Annotated in this window: 26 protein-coding genes and 1 riboswitch; of the genes, 11 read left to right on the top strand and 15 right to left on the bottom strand. The window is 34.6% G+C overall.

Going from position 1 to position 22623, the window contains the following annotated elements:
- Positions 1-150: 150 nt before the first annotated feature.
- Entirely contained in the window at positions 151-270 is a 120-nt protein-coding gene (locus C794_RS20400; protein ID WP_017796510.1) for a YjcZ family sporulation protein, read from the top strand.
- 107 nt (positions 271-377) lie between these two features.
- Here the strand turns inward: C794_RS20400 and C794_RS07465 are convergent, their stop codons facing one another.
- Both C794_RS07465 and C794_RS07460 read right to left on the bottom strand, forming a co-directional pair.
- Positions 378-1745: a TrkH family potassium uptake protein gene (locus C794_RS07465; RefSeq protein WP_017796509.1), complete on the bottom strand. Its 1368-nt coding sequence runs from the start codon at positions 1743-1745 to the stop codon at positions 378-380.
- Between the two features lie 27 nt (positions 1746-1772).
- On the bottom strand, positions 1773-2174 hold the full coding sequence (locus C794_RS07460; RefSeq protein WP_017796508.1) for a YwpF-like family protein: 402 nt from the start codon (positions 2172-2174) through the stop codon (positions 1773-1775).
- Positions 2175-2343: 169 nt separating this feature from the next.
- Here C794_RS07460 and C794_RS07455 point away from each other — a divergent pair, with 169 nt between their 5' ends.
- Both C794_RS07455 and nfsA read left to right on the top strand, forming a co-directional pair.
- The gene (locus C794_RS07455; protein WP_017796507.1) at positions 2344-3090 is read left to right on the top strand and encodes a hypothetical protein; all 747 of its coding nucleotides are present in this window, start codon (positions 2344-2346) and stop codon (positions 3088-3090) included.
- Between the two features lie 13 nt (positions 3091-3103).
- Positions 3104-3853, top strand: coding sequence for an oxygen-insensitive NADPH nitroreductase (gene nfsA, locus C794_RS07450; protein ID WP_017796506.1), 750 nt, complete (start codon positions 3104-3106; stop codon positions 3851-3853).
- Positions 3854-3987: 134 nt separating this feature from the next.
- Here nfsA and C794_RS07445 read toward each other — a convergent pair whose 3' ends face one another.
- Positions 3988-4419, bottom strand: coding sequence for a hypothetical protein (locus C794_RS07445; protein ID WP_017796505.1), 432 nt, complete (start codon positions 4417-4419; stop codon positions 3988-3990).
- Positions 4420-4572: 153 nt separating this feature from the next.
- Here C794_RS07445 and C794_RS07440 point away from each other — a divergent pair, with 153 nt between their 5' ends.
- From C794_RS07440 to C794_RS07410, 7 genes are all read left to right on the top strand, one after another.
- Positions 4573-4776 (top strand): DUF1657 domain-containing protein, encoded by a 204-nt coding sequence (locus C794_RS07440; RefSeq protein ID WP_017796504.1) that lies wholly within the window; start codon positions 4573-4575, stop codon positions 4774-4776.
- 214 nt (positions 4777-4990) lie between these two features.
- Positions 4991-5455 carry a YhcN/YlaJ family sporulation lipoprotein gene (locus tag C794_RS07435; protein ID WP_026133754.1) on the top strand — a complete coding sequence of 155 codons (465 nt, stop codon included), beginning with the start codon at positions 4991-4993 and terminating at the stop codon, positions 5453-5455.
- Between the two features lie 17 nt (positions 5456-5472).
- Complete coding sequence (gene spoVAC, locus C794_RS07430) at positions 5473-5952, top strand: stage V sporulation protein AC (protein ID WP_017796502.1); 480 nt, start codon at positions 5473-5475, stop codon at positions 5950-5952.
- Positions 5952-6968, top strand: a complete 1017-nt coding sequence (gene spoVAD, locus C794_RS07425; RefSeq protein WP_017796501.1) for a stage V sporulation protein AD — start codon at positions 5952-5954, stop codon at positions 6966-6968. Before spoVAC ends, spoVAD begins: the two co-directional genes overlap by 1 nt.
- The gene (spoVAE, locus tag C794_RS07420; RefSeq protein ID WP_017796500.1) at positions 6965-7315 is read left to right on the top strand and encodes a stage V sporulation protein AE; all 351 of its coding nucleotides are present in this window, start codon (positions 6965-6967) and stop codon (positions 7313-7315) included. Before spoVAD ends, spoVAE begins: the two co-directional genes overlap by 4 nt.
- Positions 7316-7327: 12 nt before the next feature.
- Entirely contained in the window at positions 7328-7531 is a 204-nt protein-coding gene (locus C794_RS07415) for a DUF1657 domain-containing protein (protein ID WP_017796499.1), read from the top strand.
- Positions 7532-7542: 11 nt separating this feature from the next.
- Positions 7543-8400 (top strand): DUF421 domain-containing protein, encoded by an 858-nt coding sequence (locus C794_RS07410; protein ID WP_017796498.1) that lies wholly within the window; start codon positions 7543-7545, stop codon positions 8398-8400.
- A 242-nt stretch (positions 8401-8642) separates the two neighbouring features.
- On the opposite strand, the gene C794_RS07405 is transcribed toward C794_RS07410, so the two are convergent.
- The 8 genes from C794_RS07405 to C794_RS07370 all read right to left on the bottom strand — a co-directional run bounded on the left by C794_RS07405 (position 8643) and on the right by C794_RS07370 (position 17722).
- On the bottom strand, positions 8643-9623 hold the full coding sequence (locus C794_RS07405; protein ID WP_017796497.1) for a zinc-binding dehydrogenase: 981 nt from the start codon (positions 9621-9623) through the stop codon (positions 8643-8645).
- Between the two features lie 13 nt (positions 9624-9636).
- Entirely contained in the window at positions 9637-10560 is a 924-nt protein-coding gene (locus C794_RS07400; RefSeq protein WP_017796496.1) for an ArsA family ATPase, read from the bottom strand.
- A gap of 20 nt (positions 10561-10580) precedes the next feature.
- Positions 10581-10838 (bottom strand): cory-CC-star protein, encoded by a 258-nt coding sequence (locus C794_RS07395; protein WP_017796495.1) that lies wholly within the window; start codon positions 10836-10838, stop codon positions 10581-10583.
- 103 nt (positions 10839-10941) lie between these two features.
- Positions 10942-12675 (bottom strand): carbon starvation CstA family protein, encoded by a 1734-nt coding sequence (locus C794_RS07390; protein WP_017796494.1) that lies wholly within the window; start codon positions 12673-12675, stop codon positions 10942-10944.
- Between the two features lie 324 nt (positions 12676-12999).
- Positions 13000-14412, bottom strand: coding sequence for a hypothetical protein (locus tag C794_RS07385; RefSeq protein ID WP_017796493.1), 1413 nt, complete (start codon positions 14410-14412; stop codon positions 13000-13002).
- A 136-nt stretch (positions 14413-14548) separates the two neighbouring features.
- On the bottom strand, positions 14549-15118 hold the full coding sequence (gene thiT, locus C794_RS07380; protein WP_017796492.1) for an energy-coupled thiamine transporter ThiT: 570 nt from the start codon (positions 15116-15118) through the stop codon (positions 14549-14551).
- Between the two features lie 123 nt (positions 15119-15241).
- Positions 15242-15345, bottom strand: a riboswitch (TPP riboswitch).
- Between the two features lie 58 nt (positions 15346-15403).
- The gene (locus tag C794_RS07375) at positions 15404-17182 is read right to left on the bottom strand and encodes a M3 family oligoendopeptidase (protein ID WP_017796491.1); all 1779 of its coding nucleotides are present in this window, start codon (positions 17180-17182) and stop codon (positions 15404-15406) included.
- A gap of 300 nt (positions 17183-17482) precedes the next feature.
- The gene (locus C794_RS07370) at positions 17483-17722 is read right to left on the bottom strand and encodes a phage holin (RefSeq protein ID WP_017796490.1); all 240 of its coding nucleotides are present in this window, start codon (positions 17720-17722) and stop codon (positions 17483-17485) included.
- A 239-nt stretch (positions 17723-17961) separates the two neighbouring features.
- On the opposite strand from C794_RS07370, the gene C794_RS07365 reads away from it, so the two are divergent.
- Complete coding sequence (locus C794_RS07365) at positions 17962-18498, top strand: YceI family protein (protein WP_017796489.1); 537 nt, start codon at positions 17962-17964, stop codon at positions 18496-18498.
- A gap of 82 nt (positions 18499-18580) precedes the next feature.
- Here C794_RS07365 and C794_RS07360 read toward each other — a convergent pair whose 3' ends face one another.
- From C794_RS07360 to C794_RS07340, 4 genes are all read right to left on the bottom strand, one after another.
- Positions 18581-19477, bottom strand: a complete 897-nt coding sequence (locus C794_RS07360) for a VanW family protein (protein ID WP_017796488.1) — start codon at positions 19475-19477, stop codon at positions 18581-18583.
- A gap of 360 nt (positions 19478-19837) precedes the next feature.
- Complete coding sequence (locus tag C794_RS07350) at positions 19838-21046, bottom strand: NAD(P)/FAD-dependent oxidoreductase (protein WP_017796486.1); 1209 nt, start codon at positions 21044-21046, stop codon at positions 19838-19840.
- Positions 21047-21244: 198 nt separating this feature from the next.
- Positions 21245-22000: a hypothetical protein gene (locus C794_RS07345; protein WP_017796485.1), complete on the bottom strand. Its 756-nt coding sequence runs from the start codon at positions 21998-22000 to the stop codon at positions 21245-21247.
- A 214-nt stretch (positions 22001-22214) separates the two neighbouring features.
- Positions 22215-22622, bottom strand: a complete 408-nt coding sequence (locus tag C794_RS07340; RefSeq protein WP_017796484.1) for a Spx/MgsR family RNA polymerase-binding regulatory protein — start codon at positions 22620-22622, stop codon at positions 22215-22217.
- Between the last annotated feature and the right edge of the window lies 1 nt (position 22623).

Below are 22623 nucleotides of genomic sequence, written 5' to 3'. Positions count from 1 at the left end.
CGCTTCTTTCATATTACCAATAAACCATTTGAAAATAAACATATTTCTCACCTTTTTACAAAAAGGTTTTTTTCATACCCGGTACAAACGTCTATACACATTTACCATATATGCATACAGTATTAATGTAACATCGGGAGGTGAAAAAGCATGGGCTATGGATACGGCGGATACGGCTGTGGCGGTGGCGGTAGCTACGGTAATGGTTTTGCATTGATTGTAGTGCTTTTTATCTTGTTGGTAATTGTAGGTGCTGCATTTTACTGCTAATTTTAGTAAATCAAGCAATGGCTTGTGCTGAACAAAATGCACAAGCCATTTTGTTTTGGGAGTTATGAAAGGTAACGATTGGTGTTATTACTGTTCATTTCTTTAACTTAACCAATTATAATTCTTTCTTTCGGAAAATGATATTTGGCTTTCTTCTTTTTCCGCTTAAAAATAAGTAAAAATGTAACAATTCCAATTCGACCTATAAACATTAATAACATGATTAGAACCTTACTTATATTTGATAATTCACTTGTGATACCTAGTGATAGCCCAACTGTTCCAAAAGCAGAAGTTACCTCAAAAATAATTTCTTCTAATGAAAAAGGCTCTATGGCAGTCAAAATCAATGTTGAAAAAATAACCAATGTAATAGCGAATAATGTGATTGAAACTGCTTTTATTAAATCTTCATTATATACTTCTCGATTAAAAATACGTACACTATTTCCTCCTCTAATATATGTAAAGACAAAGATAATAGCTAAAGCAAAAGTTGTAGTACGTATCCCGCCTCCGGCACTACTCGGTGAGGCCCCAATAAACATTAACCCAGACATAAACAATTGATTTGTCTCTGTAAGTAAGCTAACATCCATTGTTGCCAAGCCACCGCTTCTAGTTGTCACGGATTGAAAAAATGCGTAAAATAAACTCTCATGCCACGTCAAATCTTTAAAGAATGCATTCATATCTAATAAATAAATTCCAAGAGCACCGATCACAATAAGTACAAAAAAAGTAAATGTAGTTACCTTCGTAAATAAACTAAAGTGAAATAAATTTTTTTCAGTCCTTTTACGGAAAAGATACTCTTTCAACTCAATTAATACAGGAAAACCAATTGCTCCAAATATAATCAATAAGATATTAATAAATTGTACAAAATAATCATCCTTAAAAAGAATCAACGATTGTCCAGTTATATCGAAACCACCATTAGAGATAGCACTAATTGTTCCAAAAAAACCTTGTAAATAGGCCTCTTTAGCAGTAGGAAAATATTGTAAAAAATAGGTCCCCAAGATTAAAAATCCAATCAATTCAATGATTAGTAATACATAAATAATTCCTTTGATTAACCTAACCATACCATCAAAATGAGTTTGATTTTGATCAGTCATTATCATACTGCGTTCTTTGAACCCTATTCGTTTCCCTAATACTAACCATATTAATGTTCCAATCGCCATAATACCTACTGCACCAAGCTGCATGATGATTGCTAAAAATATAATTCCGGTTGTACTAAAACTATCCACTATGGTTATTGTACTTAAACCCGTTACACTAATTGCACTAACAGCTGTAAACATGATATCGATAAATGGTATACTCACATTCGGTTTGTGAGCAATTGGTAAAGATAAAAGGATCGTTGAAAAAACGACTGCAATACCATAAAACAGTAATAGTAATTGTACCGGTGATAATTGATTTAGTATATTACGTTGATATTTACTCTTCTTAAACATATATTTTCTCCTAGATAAGTATAATAATTAAAAACTCTTTTTAAATTCACGAATAAGCTCCAGGCCTTCGTAACCTTCTTTCACTAACTTTGTTAATAAGTCCTCTACAATACTTTTTCCTTTATCAACAATCTTTCCTAACAATAATACATTAATTTGATTACCAATTTTATTAATTGATTGTATATTGGTAATAAAAGTTGCTGGTTCATTCGTATCCTTTGTAATAGTGGCTTGTATCATTATTTCTTGGTTTTGTTTCTCTATGAAATAATCCTCATAAGCTTTATCAATATAAGCTTCTACTAGCCATTGATCATGTTCATCTTCTCTATTAATAATTAATCCATCTAGTAATTTTATTTCATATGGATCCATTTGTTTATCGTGCTCAAGTATTTCAAGTTTGCGTAGTTTAAATGTTTTCATAATATCACCATCCTGACTAACATTTTATCCATATACTATCGAGTGTACCAAAAAAAGTACTCTGTGGTAAAAATAATTCTTAATATCCAATTTTTATTATTTACAGAAAAGTAACACAAAATAATATATAATAGGAGTTATATACTAATAATCTGAGGAGAAAAGTCTTATGAAATACATATCCCTTGCATTTTTTATATGCATCATTTTCTTATTTGGATTAGTTGCTTGTTCGGATAATAATGATGCAATTATTAAGAAAGTGGAATCTGCTGAAGAAGTGAAAGACCCTGTACTTATCGAGGAAGTAGATGAAAAAGACGAAGAAGTCGATCAATACATTGAGTTCTTTCTAGAAGATGAACAACTCACCATTAATTTAAATAGAGTCGCTATACTTGATTATTATTTACAAGGAGCTGAAAACAGAGAAGAAGCAATAAGGAATATGAATATGCAACGTCTTCCAATTGAAGAGCAACCAGTATATTTACTTGAATTTTCTTGTATTAATGATAGATGTTCGTATCTTATCTTTAACGATAATGAGAGTAATGCTGCAATATTATTAGCTGATGTTGCAGGTTATTCAAACTACTATGTTTCCCCTAATAACGAAAATATCATTTTTCAATTTATAAGAGAATCGCAAAATGTTCCTTTATCTCATTTAGTTTCTATTGATTTAGACGAGTGGAGTGTTGTTTCTTTGATTATGCCTGAGAGCGATGATACGATAATAGAATATACAAGACCAATATTAGGAGTGGATTGGATAAATGATCATGAGATTAGAATAAAATCACCAAAACTAGACGAATTAACAATCCAATCATACCGTTCTTGGAATGAATCTGAAGAAAAAAAATACGAACATCACACCATGATAATCTCAAAAAAGAGTAATAATGACTAGGAGGTATTAAAATATGAATAAAATTATTGAAACACTTAAAAACCATCGATCGGTTCGCAAATTTACGAATGAGCCTCTAACAGATCATCAAATAAAAGAAATTATTGAATCTGCCCAATGTGCATCTACATCTAGTAACGTTATGGCATATACTATTATTGGAGTTACCGATAGTGCACTGAAACAAAATCTGTATGAAATCTCTGGACATAAACATGTAAAAACAAGTGCACATTTATTACTATTTTGTGCGGATCTCCATCGTATACATCAACTTGAAGAAAATCCAGATGAAAATCCTGACTATCTAAACAATTTAGAAAGTACGGAACAATTTATGGTCTCTGTTATTGACGCTACCTTAGCTTCACAAAATGCTGCAATAGCAGCGGAATCAATGGGATTAGGAATTTGTTATTTAGGAAGTTTGCGTAATAATATACGTAAATTTAATGATTTATTACATTTACCTCAACATGTTATACCATTATTTGGGTTAGCAATTGGATATCCTGATCATCAACCCGATATCAAACCACGCTTGCCTATGGAAGCTATATACCATGAAAATACTTACAGACCATTCGAAGATCAGAAAAGTTACATCCAAAAATATGATGAAACAATAACGGATTATTATGCAAGTCGTTCTTCAAATAATAGAATCGATACATGGACCAATCAAATGAAAAGGAAATTCGCCATTCCAACACGTATGGATGTTAGCTCTTTTGTACAAGAAAAAAATATGAACAGAAAATAAAGTGAAATTTCATTTAATTGGGCTTACCGTTCTTTCCCACCTATCTTCTTCGGCAAGGATTGCTTATTGCCTATTATTACATGGAGATAAACAAAGACCGAGGTTGTTAAGAAATCTAAACGACCTCGGTCTTTTTATATATCAAATTTAATTTTTTCCTTATATTCAAACTCTACATCTTCCCCATCAACTTTGCATTTCACCTTAATTTGAATATATTCATTATCTTCAGGAAAATCTAAATCTGTCTTAGGTTGATAATAAATACTTCCATTACTCATTTGTCTTTGAACCATTTCTCCATCAAATGAATGTGTATTATACGATACAGAGATTAAAGGTTGTTTATGTTCTACTACAACTGTATCATCTCCTAAATACTGTATTGAGTTTTGTACTTGAACTCCCTCTTCTGTCTGTTGAATACGTATATGTAATAAAAAATCATCTTCAAAGGATACTGTTGACGTTTTTCCTAATACTACTTTTTCTTTATCCAAGTTTAAGAAAACCACTATTCCTGTAATTAAAATAAGACAAATAATCCATCGAATCCATTTTTGCATTTTACCTACTCTCCCTACTATATTAGACGACTTACCCAAGTAAAAAGTTTCACTTATTTCACCTGTCATTAAATGGAAATGTATTAAAAGAATAAAAAACGCAGGGTGTTTACAAAATAAATATGTATATCTTTTAAGAAAGGATGAGGTAATGTGACTGTCGGAACACAAGTAAAACAGACCATCGCTGGATTAAAAAGCGCACAAGCAAGCTTTGAACAATTTGCCCTTCAAACAGATAACAAACAAGCGCAACAAATTTATCAACAAGCTGCACAACAAACACAAGCCATTTTAGATAGTGTTGAGCCACGTATGCAACAAATTGAACAAGAAGAACCCCAATATCGTCAATAATTGTTAGAGATTAGGGATATAACAAAAAGGTTTAATTCAAAAGATAAATTATTATTCATTGTTGCTTACTCCTTTATGATAAAAGGTAGCAAAAACTAAGAAGGTTTTCTAAACCTGGTACGTTTCATTGTTTATTTATTCTTTGATTGGATGTCTTTTGATTAAGCACTTTTTGTCCCTCTCTCTTTTACATACAAAAAGCGAGGTATTTGATATGAGGAAAATGATTCTTAGGATAGCTATTATGTGTTTATTTATTCTATCAGCATGTAATCAGGAAACAGGTCAGAATACACAAGATCTCAATAATAATCCATCTATTGAACAAATAAATACCAATTCCAACATCACTAGTCAACAACCTTCTAATAAAGCAAAAAAATTACTTTCACAATATGAAGAAGTTACGGAAGTACATGCAGTCAATACGAAACACACATTGCTTGTCACCGTTAATATTGAGCATCATGAACGTTTTACGCTTGCTAAGAAACGTAAACAATATCAAAAGATGTTGAAACAAGAATTTAAAGGTGAACATGTTGAAGTCTCAACAGATAAGAAAATATTAATTGAAACTCGAAAAATTGAAAAGAAAATTAAAGAAAATACGATAACTAATCACAAGATTAATCAGGAAATAGATAGAATTATTCACTTAGCTAAAGAACAAACATAAAGAAAGAGTGGGACAAAATGGCAAATAATAAAAAAAAGAACCTCCCTCCTGAGCAACAAAAATATCAGGATTTCCAACAAAAAAGAGAAGCAAAACGACCGATTCTAATAAATTGTATTAAAGCATTTCTAATTGGCGGTTTGATTTGTCTTATAGGGCAATGTATCTCGACCTTTTATTTATATCAATTTCATTTTACCGAACAAACTGTAGGTAACCCTACGACTGCCACATTAATTTTTATAACTATGTTATTAACAGGATTCGGTGTTTACGATCGAATTGGTCAATTTGCTGGAGCTGGATCTGCGGTGCCTGTTACTGGATTTGGTAATGCGGTTATTTCAGCTGCGATTGAACATCGCACTGAAGGATTTATTTTAGGTGTCGGAGGCAATATGTTAAAGCTAGCAGGACCAGTAATTGTCTATGGGGTATTTTCAGCATTTGTCGTTGCGTTAATTAAAACTATTCTTATTCAATGGGGTGGATTGTAATGTTAATCGGACATCGTACGTGGCAGTTCATCAATAGACCATCAATTATAACAACCGGAACAGTTGGGGGACCTTTCGAAGCAAACGGAAAAATTCCAGAAGCCTTTGACACCTTACACGAAGATATGTGGATCAATCAAGATTCCTTCGAAAAAGCACAACAAAAAATGCTAGAAGAAGCATGTCAAATAGCAATTAAGAAATCCCCTATCGAGAAAGAAAATGTCGGTTTTTTTCTCGGTGGTGATCTAATAAATCAAATCACCCCAACCAGCTTTGCTGCTAAAACAGTAGGTTCACCATACTTAGGAGTGTTTAGTGCTTGTGCAACTTCTATGGAAAGTTTAGCTCTTGCAGCAACAATCATTAATTCAGGTGGTGCAGATTATATTTTAACCGGGGCATCGAGTCATAATGCTGCAGCAGAAAAACAATTTCGTTATCCAACAGAATATGGCGGACAAAAACCACCTACTGCTCAGTGGACAGTAACAGGCGCTGGTTGTGCATTAGTAGCAAAACAAGGAAATGGGCCCTATGTAACATCTGCTACGATTGGAAAAATTGTGGATATGGGAATGACCGACCCATTCAATATGGGTGGAGCAATGGCAGCAGCTGCAGCTGATACAATTGAGGCACATCTACAAGACAAGAAGATTGATCCTTCTTATTATGATTTAATTATTACTGGAGATCTTGGTCATATTGGTAGAGAAGTTTCGTTAGATTATATGCATGAACGAAATATCGATATTAATCCGGATCAATATGTAGATTGTGGCTTAACCATTTATCGAGAAGGTCAGCCAGTGTTAGCTGGTGCAAGTGGTCCAGCTTGTTCAGCTATCGTGACTTACGGACACTTTCTAAAGCAAATGGCAGAAGGTAAACTAAAACGTATTTTAATAGTAGCAACTGGCTCGCTTCATTCTCCATTATCGGTGAATCAAAAAGATCCTATTCCATGTATTGCCCATGCAGTATCTATTGAATCAGGGAGTGATAACGAATGATTTTTTTCTGGGCTTTTGTTGTTGGTGGCCTCATCTGTGTGATCGGCCAACTAATGTTTGATGTATTTAAACTTTCTCCTGCACACACGCTAACTATTTTAGTCATTAGCGGTGCAATTCTCGATGGAATCGGATTATATGAGCCCTTAATTGATTTTGCGGGTGCTGGAGCAACTGTTCCTATCACTAGTTTCGGTAACTCCCTTGTACATGGAGCAATGCAAGAGGCCGAGAAGCACGGACTGATTGGAGTAGTAACAGGAATGTTTGAGGTTACTAGTGCTGGTATTTCAGCGGCAATCATTTTTGGAGTAATTGGAGCATTAATATTTAAACCAAAAGGATAGGGGATGTCATTTATGACTGTAGGATCACAAGTAAAAAGCTGTTACGCTTCTATAAAGAGTATTGAAAGTGCCCTAGAGTCTCTACATGAGACTACTCGAAATAATGAACTGCAAACCGCTATTGAACAAGCAAATATACTTCTATATGAAGTAAAAAATGATATGAACAATCAAGTAATAAAATTGACAAAAGAGGAACCACAGTATAAATCTTAGGAGGATGTCATATGCCAGAATGGACAATTGTAATATTTCGCTCCTTCACTTTGATTATTATTCTTTTTCTTTTAGTTAAATGGCTTGGCACAAAACAAATATCACAATTAAATGTTTTTGAGACCATTACAGGTATTGTGCTAGGAGGAATAGCCGCTGTCCATACAATGGATCCAAGTACTAACTTTTACTATGCACTGCTTGCTATGTTTATCTGGTTTATTGTACCTTTTGGAATAGAAAAGTTCTCGTTAAAAAGTAAACGAGTTAGAGATTTTACAGAGGGAAAAAGTACTGTTTTTATACAAGATGGAAAGATTATGGAGGATAATTTAAAAAAAGAAGGATACTCGACCGATGAATTGATGGAAAAACTAAGGGATAATAATGTTTTTTTAGCATCCGATGTAGAATTTGCTGTACTTGAGCCTTCTGGTACATTCAATATTCTTCCTAAAAAAGAAAACCGACCTTTAACTGCTAAAGATTTAGGGATAACCGTAGCACCTGATAAAGAACCGCAAACAGTAATTATGGATGGCAATATCATGCTAGAACCATTGGCAAATGCTGCTTTAAATCCAGAATGGCTTCATACAGAATTAGAAAAACAAAATATAACACTCGAAAATGTATTCCTAGGACAAGTAGACCACCAAGGTCAATTGTACGTTGATCTTTACGATGATCATCTTGCAGTAGCTACTCCGAATCAATCGGCTTTACTATTAGCAACAATAAAAAAATCACAAGCGGATTTAGAACTTTTTGCCTTAGCAACAGATAATCCTACTTCAAAATCCATCTATCAAGCTTGTAGTGAAAAAATGAACAAAGTGCAAAACATTTTAGAACCACATTTAAATTAGAAAATAAACATACTAAGATTATTTAGTAAGAGGAAGACAGAAGTATTTAGTCAAAATATAAACCCAAATGATTTGATTCAACAATCCGTTTTTAGAAATATACTCCGCCTATCCAACAGGCTGCTGGTGAGCCTCCGGTGTCTCATGAACCGGAGCCTCCCTATGCCTTTACCCTCAAACGATTATCAGTATATTACTTACGATTATTTATTATTATCCTTTGTTAATTACATATAATGGTTCTAAGAGATGCGTATTGCTATTTTCCCAAATTGTTTTCCTGCTTTTAAATACTCTAAAGCATCTAAGCTTTCTTCTAAATTAAACACCTTATCTACAACTGGATGCGTTTCATATTTAATGTAATGATCCAATGCAGCCTCTAACTCTTCTTTACATCCCATCGTAGTACCAATTAGCTGGTATTGTCCATAGAAAAATGAACGTAAATCAAATTCAATTACATCTTCCGTAGTTGCTCCAAATGTAACAAACCGTCCACCTTTTTTTAATACAGCTAAAGAACGATGAAAAGTGGCTTTCCCTACACTGTCAATAACCATATCTATGGTTTCTTCCTTTAAAGCTTTTTCCCAATCATCCGAAGTATCTAGTACAACGTCTGCCCCTAAATGTTTCGCTTTTTCTTGTTTATCTTTACTACGTGATGTAGTAATTACTCGAGCTCCATGATTTTTAGCAAAATGAATTAGAAATGATGCAACTCCGCTTCCTGCACCAGGTATAAATACAGTCTCACCGGGTTGTAACTTACCCTTCGTAAAGATTGCTCGATAACCAGTAATTGCTGCCAAAGAAAACACGGCTGCTTCTTCCCAAGACAAGTAAGCTGGCTTTGGTTCTACTTGGTCTGAGGCAATCACTATTTTCTCAGCTATGGTTCCATGATCGGGCATCCCTAAAATGTCAAATTCTTCTGGGGGAGCATCACTGTTTTTTTTCCATCGTAATGACGGATTAATCATTACTTCATCTCCAACTTGTACGTTCTGCACTCCATCTCCGATAGACTCTATCACTCCAGCACCATCAGAACCAAGAATTAAAGCCTCTTGATTACTGCCTCTTCGTTTCGGAATTGCTAAGTCTCTTCGATTTAAACCTGCTGCCTTTAATTTAACAATAACTTCATTTGAAGCTGGTGTTGGCTCGTCCATATTTTTGATTGTAACTCGATCAAGATCGTGTACTAATCCTCTCATCTAATCATCCCTTCTACATAAAGCTATTCATTTTCTCTAATTGCTCCATACTTGTTATATCTTCGGTAAATAATGGGATTGTAACTTTATTTTGGCTTTGAAAATACTCATTGATTAAATCCATATACTGTTGTTCATGTTCTTTTCTTCTTTTATAAAACGAGCCATCTACATTTTCAGGTAATACTTTATTTATAATTACAGTATCAACAAGAAGATGGTATCGCCCTAACAAAGCAATTGCTTTTTTGGTTTCCAATATAGGAAGTCTTTCAGGATTTAATACGAATAGAAAACCTGTTTGTTGTTGATCAAGTAAGATTTCCCTTGCTTTAGAAAAGCGAAGCTGTCTTTCGTGTAAAACATCGTATATCGGATCTTCTACAGCTGCTCCGTCATTTAGTAGTTGTGAATAATTATCGTTTGTTTTCTTACGCTTTTTTAATAATCCCTCTATCCATATCCCCATTAATTCCGGTAGAGTTAACAAGCGAATTGTATGTCCAGTTGGAGCAGTATCAAATATTAGTTTATCAAACTGATTCCCTTCCTCCAAAATGATTGAAATCAATTTATCAAATAAAGCTGCTTCGTCGGCACCAGGAGAAGCTTTTGCAGTATCCAACTGTCGGTTAACCTCGTCAATCATTCCGACATGCACCACACCTTGAATATTTTCCTTCACGGATCGAATATAAAAATCGGTCTCTATTTCAGGATCAATTTCTAAGCCATAAAGAGAATCAGCTAATTTTTTTATTTTCCCACCTATTGTTGTTTGAAATATATCACCCACATTATGTGCAGGGTCGGTTGATATAAGTAATGTCTTATTGCCCTCCTTTGCTAATTTCCAAGCAATTGCAGCAGCAGAACTTGACTTACCTACTCCACCCTTACCTCCAACAAAAATAATCCGTTTATGTAATACTTCCATCCCAAATCCCCTCTCTTCTATTAGCAACAACGAATACCACTTAATGGAGATTTATCCATTCCCATTCGCAAATGCCAATCATGAAAATCTTCGATAATATACGGGTACAACTCTAACGTATAGTAGTAAACTGGGTTCGGGATTCCGAGCATTTCAGAATAAAGTAATAATAAGAAGAAATCATCTTCATTTCGTAATTCTCTAGCCACTTCTTGCCGATGTGGCAAACTAATGACTTCCTCGTAATAATAGATTAGTTTCTTGATTTTTTCCAACATCAATTATGAACGCTCCTTTCTTCTACAGCGAATATGAAAATACTGCCTCAAACCAGCACAACATGTATTTATTGTTCCAGTTATTGAGGCAGTATCATCAACGTTATTCTCTATCGAATGGATCATCTTGTTTTTTCGTTAATTCATGAAAGGCGGTGAAAGCAATCCAAATTGCAAATACAAAAATAATTGCTCCTAATACAAACAATAACATATTAGATCCAGTTCCAAACCAAGACCATTCAAAGAATACTTGTTGGAACATCGCAAATAAGGTCATAAATATAACGAAAATCATCGGAATAAGTGTAACGAGATAGTTACTTCCTCTACGTTTTAACCAAATAGAAATAAGGAATAAACTTATTGCTGCTAGGAGTTGATTTGCAGTACCAAACAATGGCCATATGAGATAACCACCAGACCCAAATCCATTCGGTCCCTCTGGAATCAATACTAGAGCTGTACTGGATAATACTGCAACCGAGGTAGCAACATGTGTTTTTGTTAATGGCTTAATATTATATTCAATACCTAACTCTGCAATAATATAACGCATAAGACGTACGGATGTATCTAATGTTGTTGCTGCAAAGCTAACAACTATGATGGAAACTATTGTTGTAGCTATATCAGTCGGAATCCATAAACCCTGCGCTAAATTAGCTGCACCTTCTACAAAATTACCTAGTCCTATCGCATTTGCGTCTGAAAATGATGCGTATGCTTGAGAAAATGCATCTGTATTTGCAAATAACGTCCCAACTGCAAGTATAGATACAAGAGCGAGTACTCCCTCACCTACAGCACCAAAGTATCCTACAAATCTTGCATCCGTTTCTTTATTTAATTGTTTCGATGATGTTCCTGATGACACTAATCCATGAAAACCAGAGATAGCTCCACAAGCTATGGTGATAAATAGTAATGGCAATAGACTTTTATCTGGACTCTCATTAATAGCTGGTGCTGAAATACTAGGATTTGTGAAGATTAGTCCTAAATAGAGAATGCCTAATCCTACTACCAACTGATGCGAATTAATAAAATCTCTTGGTTGTAGTAATTTCCATACCGGCAATGTCGAAGCAATATAAACATAAACCATTAAAATGACAATCCAAATTAAAAATGCTGTTGATACACTTCCTAATCCAAACAACCCAGCTCCATCTTCTCCACCCATAAAACGCACAAGATCAATTTGTAAAAAGTCAAATCTACTTGCTAAAATTGCTGTTAAATACATAATTGCAAGCGCAACAAGTGAAGGGATTAACATTTTTTTACTTCGTTTATAAGCAGCGTATCCAATCCAAATTGCTAAAGGGATTTGAATGAATACTGGCAAAACACTAGATGGATAACTAATAAATAAATTTGAAATTACCCATGCAAAAACTGCATTTACCATCAAAACTAATATTAATATAATAAATAAAAATAATAGCTTTCCTCTTCTACCAATTAACTTATCTGCGATAGTACCGACGGAGTATCCTTTATTTCTAACAGATAATGCTAATGTTCCAAAATCGTGAACTCCTGCAGCAAACACCGTACCTAAAACTACCCATAAAAAAGCAGGTAACCATCCCCAGTAGATTGCAATTGCGGGCCCAAGTATTGGAGCAGCACCTGCTACAGAGGTAAAATGATGTCCCCAAAGAACAAATTTATTGGTCGGAACATAATCCACACCGTCCTTATAACGATGTGCAGGAGTGACATAGTTTGGATCTAATCGAAAAATCTTTTCCGCTACAAACTTAGAATAATAACGATAACCCAATATAAAAATAACAATACCGATTAGAGCAATAACAATAGCATTCAATTGCATACCTCCTCTTAAAAATATATTTGTATCAACTTATGTGTAAGCGCTTTTATTTAGTACAACCTAACTACTCTGAATCTATTTTTTATGTACTATCTTTTTTACAATTTAAAAATTGAATACTTTTCGTCATCAATTATCATCACCTCCTTTATTATATTATTAGAATTATTCTAACATATTCGACAAATTTGTATAACCTATTTTTAATTAATTTCAATTAAAAAATGCCCTCACACGTTCTGTAACCTCCAATTATTATTGAAATTGAAGTCTACGAAACAAGTAAAGGCATCGTAATTTGATTGTCTTATCACAGTTCTAAAGAAAGATAACTCCTACGATTGTTGCTATAATTAATCCGACTATTACAGGAATGAAATTCTTTCTAACCAAATCCATTACAGATACTCCACAAAAACCTGCTATTGCAATTAATGATGACCAAGCAACAATGGTGCCGCCACCCGTCCATATAGCTCCTAATTGACCAATACTTGCTAGTGTAGCAGCATCTACTCCACTTGTCTGAAGAGAAGCAGCTAATGCTCCCGTTAAGGGCAATCCTGAAAAACCAGAACCGTCTAAACCAGTAATAATTCCAATGATTAACACACTGAAAGCAACTAAAAATGAGCTTTCTGGTAGATATTGTTGAATGGAAGCAACAATATCAAATAATAATGCAGGCCCTTCTTCTACACCTAATATTTTGCCTGAGAACTCGGGACTACCAAGAAAGAAAAAGCCAGCGATAGGTATAACTGGCCCCATAGCTTTAAAAGCAAATACAAAACCATTAGTAATATGACTTCCTACATAGTCTAGTGCGTTTTGTTTTCCAAACGCTACTGTTGAGAGCAATAACAATATTACTGCAACTCCACCAACAAATGCAGCTCCATCACCACCTACTAATTCTGTATTCGCAATAAACTTACCATACATCATATACACGACTACAGCCAACAAAGCAATTGGTACAATAACTGCAAATAGTTTACTCCATGTTTGTAACTGTTTCGTTTTAGGATGGTGTACAGAATGCTCCGATTGCTGCAGCTGTTCTAATTCTCTTTCATTTTCCGGATCATTTTTTGAACGAATATGTTTGCGATAGAGTGTGTATGCAATTACGATTGCAACTCCACCAGCAACTAATGAGAGGATAAGTGAACGATCTGCAACGATACTTGTATCTATATTTGCTGCAGTTGCCGATAGGTTTGGAGCAACTTGGACGATATAATCAGATGATAATGCCATGCCTTGACCGGCAATTGCAATTGCAACTGCAGCTACCATTGCCGGTAACCCCGCACTAATTGCAGCAGGTACCAATAATGCACAAATTAACGGTACCGCTGGAGTCGGCCAAAAGAATAATGAAATTACATAGGTTACCCCTATTAATACAAAAAATGATACGTGCCCATTTACCATTACTCTTTGTATTGGCTGTATCATTCGCACATCTGCTCCGAGGTCTTTTAATGAATGTAATAAGGCAAGCATAAACGTAATAATCAAGAATATACTGAATAACTCTTGTGCTGCAACTAGATTAGCATGAAAGATGGCTGTAAATCCTGAAACAATACTGCCATTAAATACCCATGATAATATGAAAGTTCCTAATAAGGTCGGCAGTACAATCCCTTTTCGAAAAATCATTGTGATGATAATTACGAGTGTAAACAACCCATAAATGAAATGCGCTAGAGTTAATGTCATCCTACATTCTTCCTCTCTTTGAATGTACTATAGCCTATGCAAAGAGAAGTGTTTTCGCTACTGTAACTATCTTTCACTTAATAATAAAAGCCTGAGAACTTTTGGTCCTCAGACTTTGTTTGTGTGAGCAAATTGCCTACTTTGATTGAAGTAATGTTTTTGGTTGTTTATGGAATAAAAAGAATACAGCTAAAGCACTCAGTATAAAAGAAGGTAACATATACGAGCCATTATACAGAAGAGAATATAACCACGCTGGTTGTCCTTCTACTGCAGATCCAAAGAATACAATCCCTGCAATATAATGTGCAATAAAACGTGCAAATGAACCGATAAATACCCCTAGAGTAATTAAAAATAAGTATGATTTGATCTTATTTTCTCGAACATTTTTTTGTACTGCTTTTGCTACAACTCCTGCTAAACCAATAACTGTAAATGCGATTGCGTAATCTATGAATCCTTGTAATGGCACCATTACATATGCAGTCCCTACAGCAATTTGTAACATTCCCCATAGAAATCCTGATAATAAGCCACCTTTTAGTCCCCACCGAAACGCAACAATGAATATTGGAATCATCGCAAAATCAATAGAGCCGCCTTGTGGCCATAATTTTATTTGTAACGGAATTAAATCTAGTAAAAGTGCAAGCGCCGTAAATACAGCAACCTCGACTAAAAATAATGTCTTTATTTTTGTCATTATCTACTCTCCCCTTTAAGGTCAGAAACCGTTTTTTCACACAACAAAAAAGTAATGCCAAAGGGAAGCTTCTTGATGGGACTGCATTATACAGCCTTTGCTCCGCTCACACATTACTACTAACCATCAAAAAGACTACAATCCCTACGCTAGTATTAACTATCAGGTTCAAAGGGTCAGAACAATCATTGTCCACTCTCAGCCATATGGCTCCCCTTGCAGGCTTTTCTATTTACTTTTTTGCTATATTTTATTGTACGTTAAACTGGTTATTTATACAATAGTTTATAATTGAAGAAATGTCTCAACATCTTCCACACATAAGGAGATTGCCTCTTCCCAAAATCCATCTTTAGTTAAATCAACATGTAAATGTTTTTGTGCTAATTCTTCTACAGACATTCTTCCGGTATCCCTCAGTAAAGCTATATAATCATCTTCAAAACTTCCACCTTTTTCTTGGGCATGTTTATAGATTCCGAGACTAAATAAGTACCCAAATGTATACGGGAAATTATAAAAAGGTACTCCAGTTATATGAAAATGCATTTTTGAAGCCCAGAAGTTTGGATCATATTCATCCAATCTATCGCAGTACGCTTCTTTCTGTGCTTCTACCATCAATTGATTTAAGCGGTCTACCGATACCATTCCTTTTTTTCTTTCTTCATAAAAACGCGTCTCAAACAAAAATCGGGCATGTATATTCATAAAAAATGCAATACTACGCTGAATTTTCACTTCGAGTTGGGATCGCTTTTCTTCCTTTGTTGCCGCAGATTGTACAGATGCATCTGCAACAATCATTTCCGCAAAAGTAGAAGCAGTTTCAGCTACATTCATTGCATATCTTTGATTCAATCCATTAACATCATTCATTACATGTTGGTGATAAGCATGTCCGAGTTCATGAGCCAACGTCGCGATATTAGAAGACGTTCCAGAATAAGTCATAAAAATTCTTGTTTGTTCACTGTTTGGAAAGCTTGTACAAAATCCACCAGGACGTTTTCCTGGTCGATCTTCTGCTTCTATCCAATTTTTTTCAAAAGCCATTTGAGCAAAGTCTGCCATTTTAGGACTAAATTTCGCAAAATGATTAACGATAAATGCTGCACCATCTGAATAACTTTTCTTTTCTTCTTTTTTTCCAATTGGAGCACCAATATCATAAACACTTAATTTATCCAGTTCTAATAATTCAGCTTTCCTGTCTAAGTACTTTACAAAATGATGTTTATTTCTTTCTATTGTGCCCCACATCGCATCAAGAGTTTCTTGCTTCATACGATTTTTTTCTAACGGTTCTTTTAAAACGTTATCCCATCCATAATGCTTATAGGTTTGTAGTCGAAATCCTGCCAGATGATTTAATGTTTGGCTGATTAAATCTGCGTCTTTTTTCCACGCTTTAGACATTTGATCGAATACATACTTTCTGTTTTTACGATCTGGATGATTTGCTTTATTTGCAGCCTGTCCAACGGAGTACGCTTTTATTTCTCCATCTTCCTCAAGTTCAACGTTCATCTTCCCAACAATAGTTCCATACATTTGATTCCATGCATGATATCCATCAACGGAAAGGTCATTTTTTAACATTTCCACTTCTTTCGATAATTGTTTCTGTGCTTTGTCTCGTTTTTCTCTTAACACAAAGTCTAATTCTTTTAATTCAGGTGTGCTTATTAATTCTTTCCATTCTTTCTCTGGAACTCCAGCTACTTTTTGATCAATTAATGTGGTTAATCCTTCCATCTCTGCTAATAAATCACTGCGCTCTGCAACAAGAAGATTGGCTTGCTCATCTTTTACGTCTTGAGCGCTTAGACAACTAACAAAAGCAGATGCTTCACGAAATTCTTTTTGTAACTTCTCCAAATTTATAAAAAGTTTAGCCCATTCATCTAAATTAATAGATGACAGATTGATGTGGGTAACTTGTTGTGATAATAAAGTTATATCTTCTCTTATCTGTTGAACATGCTCCCGATATTCCTTAGAATCGCTTCCTCCTGGGAAGATCGTATCTAAATCCCAGACTGGTGTGAGTGTAACTGACATCAAATCTCTCCTTCATTTTAGAAAAATCTTTTATCTTCTTATTATAACGAAAGTTTTGAAAATAAACACTAAAAGAGGTTGGAACCAACAAAGTAATTGATCAAAAAAGAACTATTAACTGCGAGAAATATACTCGCTGACTGCGGGCGATTAGTAAGCGCCACCTTATGTTAGAATGAGAGGGCAACTCTCTTAGTCTTTTCTCATAGCAGTCTACTTATATTCCTTTAGCTTTTTAACAATCGTTCGCCTTTTAAGTTAAACTTTGTATTATGTTCCAACCATTTGTTGCAGCATCACTTATTTCGTTTTTTTCTTTTGCTTTGCCTGATTTCTTCGATGTGCTTTCTCGATATCAGATTTTGACCTCTTATTTCTAATCCAGGCAATTATAGCGGTTGTTACGGTGAATACTGCAGATAGGAACTGTTCTATAAGTCCACTATCAATTGGCATCGGGGATTTTCCTAATAATACAAATACTTGGTTGACTGCTGCAACAATTACTGCAATGATACTTATAATTGTACCTTTGTCCATTTTTTATAACCCCCTTGTAAACCTTATATTCCATTATTTTCAAATCCCGATGTTTTTGTAACGGCTACCAACCAGTCAGCGTGTTTATTTTAATAGTTATAGGGAAAAATACTAAAAATAGGAAATTACAAACTTATATTTTTAATTAAAGATACTTGACTTTAATAGTTAATTATTTTACACTTAGTAACATAAAGTAAGTTAGTATAAAATAATCATTATTCGAGAGGATGTTAAGAATGGCAAAAACAAATTGGAATGTCGATCAAGCACATAGTGAAATTGGTTTCTCAGTAAAACACATGATGATTTCAAAAGCGAAAGGTACTTTTGATCAGTTTGAGGCTACTATCGAAGCAGATGTTGAAGACTTAACAGATGCAAAAATTGAATTTGTAATTGATACTAACAGCATCAACACACGTAATAAAGACCGTGATGACCATTTACGCTCTGCTGACTTTTTTGATGCAGAAAATTATCCAAAAATTACTTTTGTAGCGACAGATATAAATAAGACTTCTGGATCTAATTATGAAGTTACTGGTGACTTAACTTTAAAAGGCACTACAAAACCAGTAAAATTAGACGTTTCATTTGAAGGTCAAAGCAAAGATCCAATGAGCGGCTCCACAGTGGCAGGTTTCAGTGGTTCCACTAAGATTAATCGTAAAGAGTTTGGACTTACTTGGAATGCTGCAGTAGAAACTGGTGGCGTACTGGTTGGAGAAGACGTAAATATTAACTTTGAGTTAGAGCTTCACAAAGCTGAATAAGAAATATTAAATAAATACACTAAAATTAATTACCAAAAAACCACATGATTAAGGTTTATATCTTCATTCATGTGGTTTTTCCTCATTCATTTTTTGTCTGTAAATCCATGGTCTCTTTTTTGAAAAGATCAATGTTCTCTGAAGAATAAACGAAAATAGACAACTTCCCTTTTTCCGACCTTGCCCTAATTAATAACGGCTCATTATATAAATTTTTAAATGCAAAGTCAGGTCCCCACCAACTTACCGTTGCATCTCTTCCTGGAGGAACATAAGGAACTCTCTTACTATGTGCATACCTTTCTGTTATCTGTATTCCCTTTAAATCAACTGCATTAAATAATGTTGATGATACCTGACATATTCCCCCTCCAATATCTTCATCTAGCTCACCTTTGATAATAACAGGAGCTTTTTGATATCCCCTTTCTCTTGTACGTTCCCCAACAGTATCATTAAATGAAAAGACTTCTCCCGGAAACAATACTGTATTATTTATCGACTCTGTAGCTAACTTAATATTATTTGCTCGCTGTTTATTACTTTCACGAAATGTAGTAGTATAAAACCCAATTTGTTTTTGACTAATTTCTCGTAATAGTGCATGATTAACCCTAGCATGAATAGGGCGTGTCGGGACTGTTATTTTGTCAGTATTTTTCGTGTAATAAATTTGATAAATAAGCTCTAAGAACCTTTCTCTATCTAGAGTATAACCTTCTTTTTCTATTTTTAGTTGCCCAGCGGAATCATAGTAAGCGTCTTTTGGTTCTGTGTACACTTCATTTTGTAATTCATCCATAAATGAATATAACTTCTGTAAATTCAAAAATCCTTCATTTCCTAAAAGCTGATATTGATTTAAATCCAAGTTCCCACGTTCTCTTTCATCAATATACAGTTCAATAATTCCAGCATTTGTTACCTTAGGAACCATAATTATAAGACAAATAAAAAAAATCATACAATATACCTTCATTTCATACCACCTCAAATGTAGTATGCGATTTCCATCATGTTCTATGTAAAAATACTGCTAGCAATAAAGAGAAACATTATCCAGTTTGGAGGTTTTTTGTTCTTCCTCGTCCTTTCACTCAAATTTTAACGTTTTGAAGTGCGAGTATTACTGACTATCATGTATGCAAGGTAAAAAAAGAGGCTTAACAGGTTTTTATCTAAAATCACGATTGTCTTCTAAATACTCACTTGCAGCTCTATACCCTACTAAAGCTGTCACGACAAGTAAAAGATAGCAAAATAATTTTCTCATACTTAACCTTACCTCCCTATGGAGCTTTTTATCATTATTTGATTTTATTATAGAGCTTTTTAACAATTAGAAAGGACGGAATTTACCTTTCTTCAGTAGCACTTTTGGTCCACCTACAAGGAATAGTGAACGGTCGTCAACAACTTTTTTCATTGCAGCCGCAGATTTCCCTCGAAGTTTGTTACCGTTTAACACATTACCAATACCATCTGATAATCCTAGAGAAGCTACAGTACCTTTATTACTGTAAACAAAATCTTGGATTGGTTGATTGCGAATAAGAGCTGAAATATTTTCTGCTACTTGAGCACCCTCTTGAGTTGCTAATTGTCCAGTTGGTGGATACGGGCGGCCAGTCTCCTGATCCAATGTCCATGAGCAATCACCTACGATAAATACGTTTTCTTCCCCTTCAGGTCGAAGATCTGGACCTACATTAACCTTACCTTTAAATAACTCATAACCAGATTTAGCAAGTACAGGGTTACCTGTTACTCCACCGGTCCATACAACCGTACCAGCTTTAATTAATTCTTTATCATCACCAACTATGAATCCTTCTTCCGTGCACTCTTTAATTGGTGCTCCAATGCGGAATTCTACTCCACGATCTTCTAAGGCTTTCTTCGCATAAGATACTAGATCGTCATCAAATACCGGTAGGATAGAAGGTGCAGCCTCAACGTTAATAATTCTTGCCTTACTGCGGTCAATATCATATTTTTGACATAGTTCTGGAACCTTATCAGCTAATTCACCAACAAATTCTATACCAGTGAATCCGCCACCACCAACTAGAATAGTTAATTGATCATCATTTTTATTCTCATCTGTGGAATACTGAGCAAACTGATACTCAATATGTTCTGCAATATGACGACTAGAATCAATATCTGTAATTGCAAATGCGTGCTCGTCCATTCCTGGGATTCCAAATGTGTTAGAAACAAATCCTAATGCAAAAACTAAGTAATCATAGCTCACTTCACTGTTATCTAGAATAACACGTTGTTCATCCCGATTCACCTCAGTTACAGTGTCATAAATTAAACGAACGCGCTTTGGATTAACAGCATCAGTTAACATAAAACGAGCTTGGTTCGGATTAATCGTACCTGCTGCTACTTCATGTAACCATGTGCTCTCGTAATGATAATTATGTTTGTTAATAAGTACAATTTCAGCTTCATCTGCTGATAATTTTTGTGTTAAACGTCTTGTTGCAACAAGTCCTGCATAGCCAGCTCCAAGTACAACAACTTTTGGCTTACTCATAAATCATTTTCATTCCTTTCCATCATTCTATAAATAACATAAAAGTAGTATAAGCGCTATCATCTATAGTAATTCATTCTACAAACGTATAGAAACTTATTACTCCATAAAAATATAATATCAAATTTTTTTAGAATAGGCTAATTTTCCTTATTAATATTGTAAATATCGTTTAATACGACTTACATATATTATTCTTTATTTAGAAGTTTGAGGGCGAGGGTTTGGATCCTGCCCACCATCCCCAGGTTCATTTTCTTGTTCAGGGTCTTCTACTTGATCTGGATCCTTCTCTTCTTCATTATCACCATCTGGCGCTTCCTCTTTTGGGGGAATATCCGGGTTTGGTTTACTAGTTCCGTTTTCTCCATCTTTCTCGCCTTCTGGTTTTTCTTTTTGATCAGTTTTATCCTTGTTTTCTCCCTTTTCTTCACCCTTGCCTTTATTTTTATCAGTACCAGTATTCGAGTCTTTGTTTTTCGGTTTAGTATCATCTTTTTTCTCAGCGTTAGGAGATGATGACGTTGTTTCCTTCACATTACTAGACCCCGAACGGTTACTTTCATTACTAGAACTAGCAGAATGGGTTTCAATGGTAACTTGTTTGTTGGATTGATTCAAATTACTATTATGTGTATTACCAGTCGGCACTTCCACTTCGTCACCTTCTGTTGACGCTTCTTTTACATTTCCAGAATTTAACACGAATGATCCATTATCTCCTCGTTCTAATAAATTGCGTGGTTTATATATCTCTTTTCCTGAAAAGACAACTTTTTTACTTAATTGAGATAGTCCGGACATTTGCGTGGATTGATTCTCTCGTTTGCTTTTGCTAATAGATGGTTGTTCTTCTTCCGTTGTTGCGTTCACTCTTGAAATCCCAATAATAACAACGACCATAAAGGCAAAAAGGATCCCGAGATTTACAAAAAGTAATTTTTTATTCCTCACATCTTTCCGCTCCTATTTTAGACTATATGTATATATCTAGTTGCACTCTTTCCTATTGTAAGCCTAAATCGCCATTTTTTTCAAATCTTTTTTTCAGATTCGACATCTATAAAAAAATTTTGTTTAAGAGGTGCAGTCTCCGCTTCCTTTTCACCCAAAAAAAAAGGATGAAAAACCGCTTCTACGATTCTTCATCCCTTTTTATTTACTTACATTAGCCCTTTACGAGCCCTAAATCTAATTTCCACTGCAACCATAAATGTTCCCTTGTCTTTCTTGGCAGGAATTGTCGTATATCGTCCTCGTGATAACCTACTTGAAAACGTTTTTCATCCATTAATATCGGACTTTTTAATAATCTGGGGTGTTCGTGGATTAATTCTAACAAGGTCTGTAATGGTAATTCTTCCAAGTTTAAATTAAGTTCCTTAAATATTTTTGAACGTGTAGAAATAATCTCATCTGTACCTTCTACCGTCATCCGTAAAATTTCTTGTAATTCGTTAATTGTTAAAGGTTGTCTTAATATATTTCTTTCTTTATAAGCTATTCCGTGTTTTTTAAACCATTGTCGAGCTTTTCTGGTTGATGAACAAGATGCTCCATATATATTGACTGTCATG

This window comes from Oceanobacillus kimchii X50, from assembly GCF_000340475.1.
Classification (GTDB): domain Bacteria; phylum Bacillota; class Bacilli; order Bacillales; family Amphibacillaceae; genus Oceanobacillus; species Oceanobacillus kimchii.
Note: the sequence above shows the minus strand (reverse complement) of the source record. Positions and strands in the feature narration are given on the sequence as shown.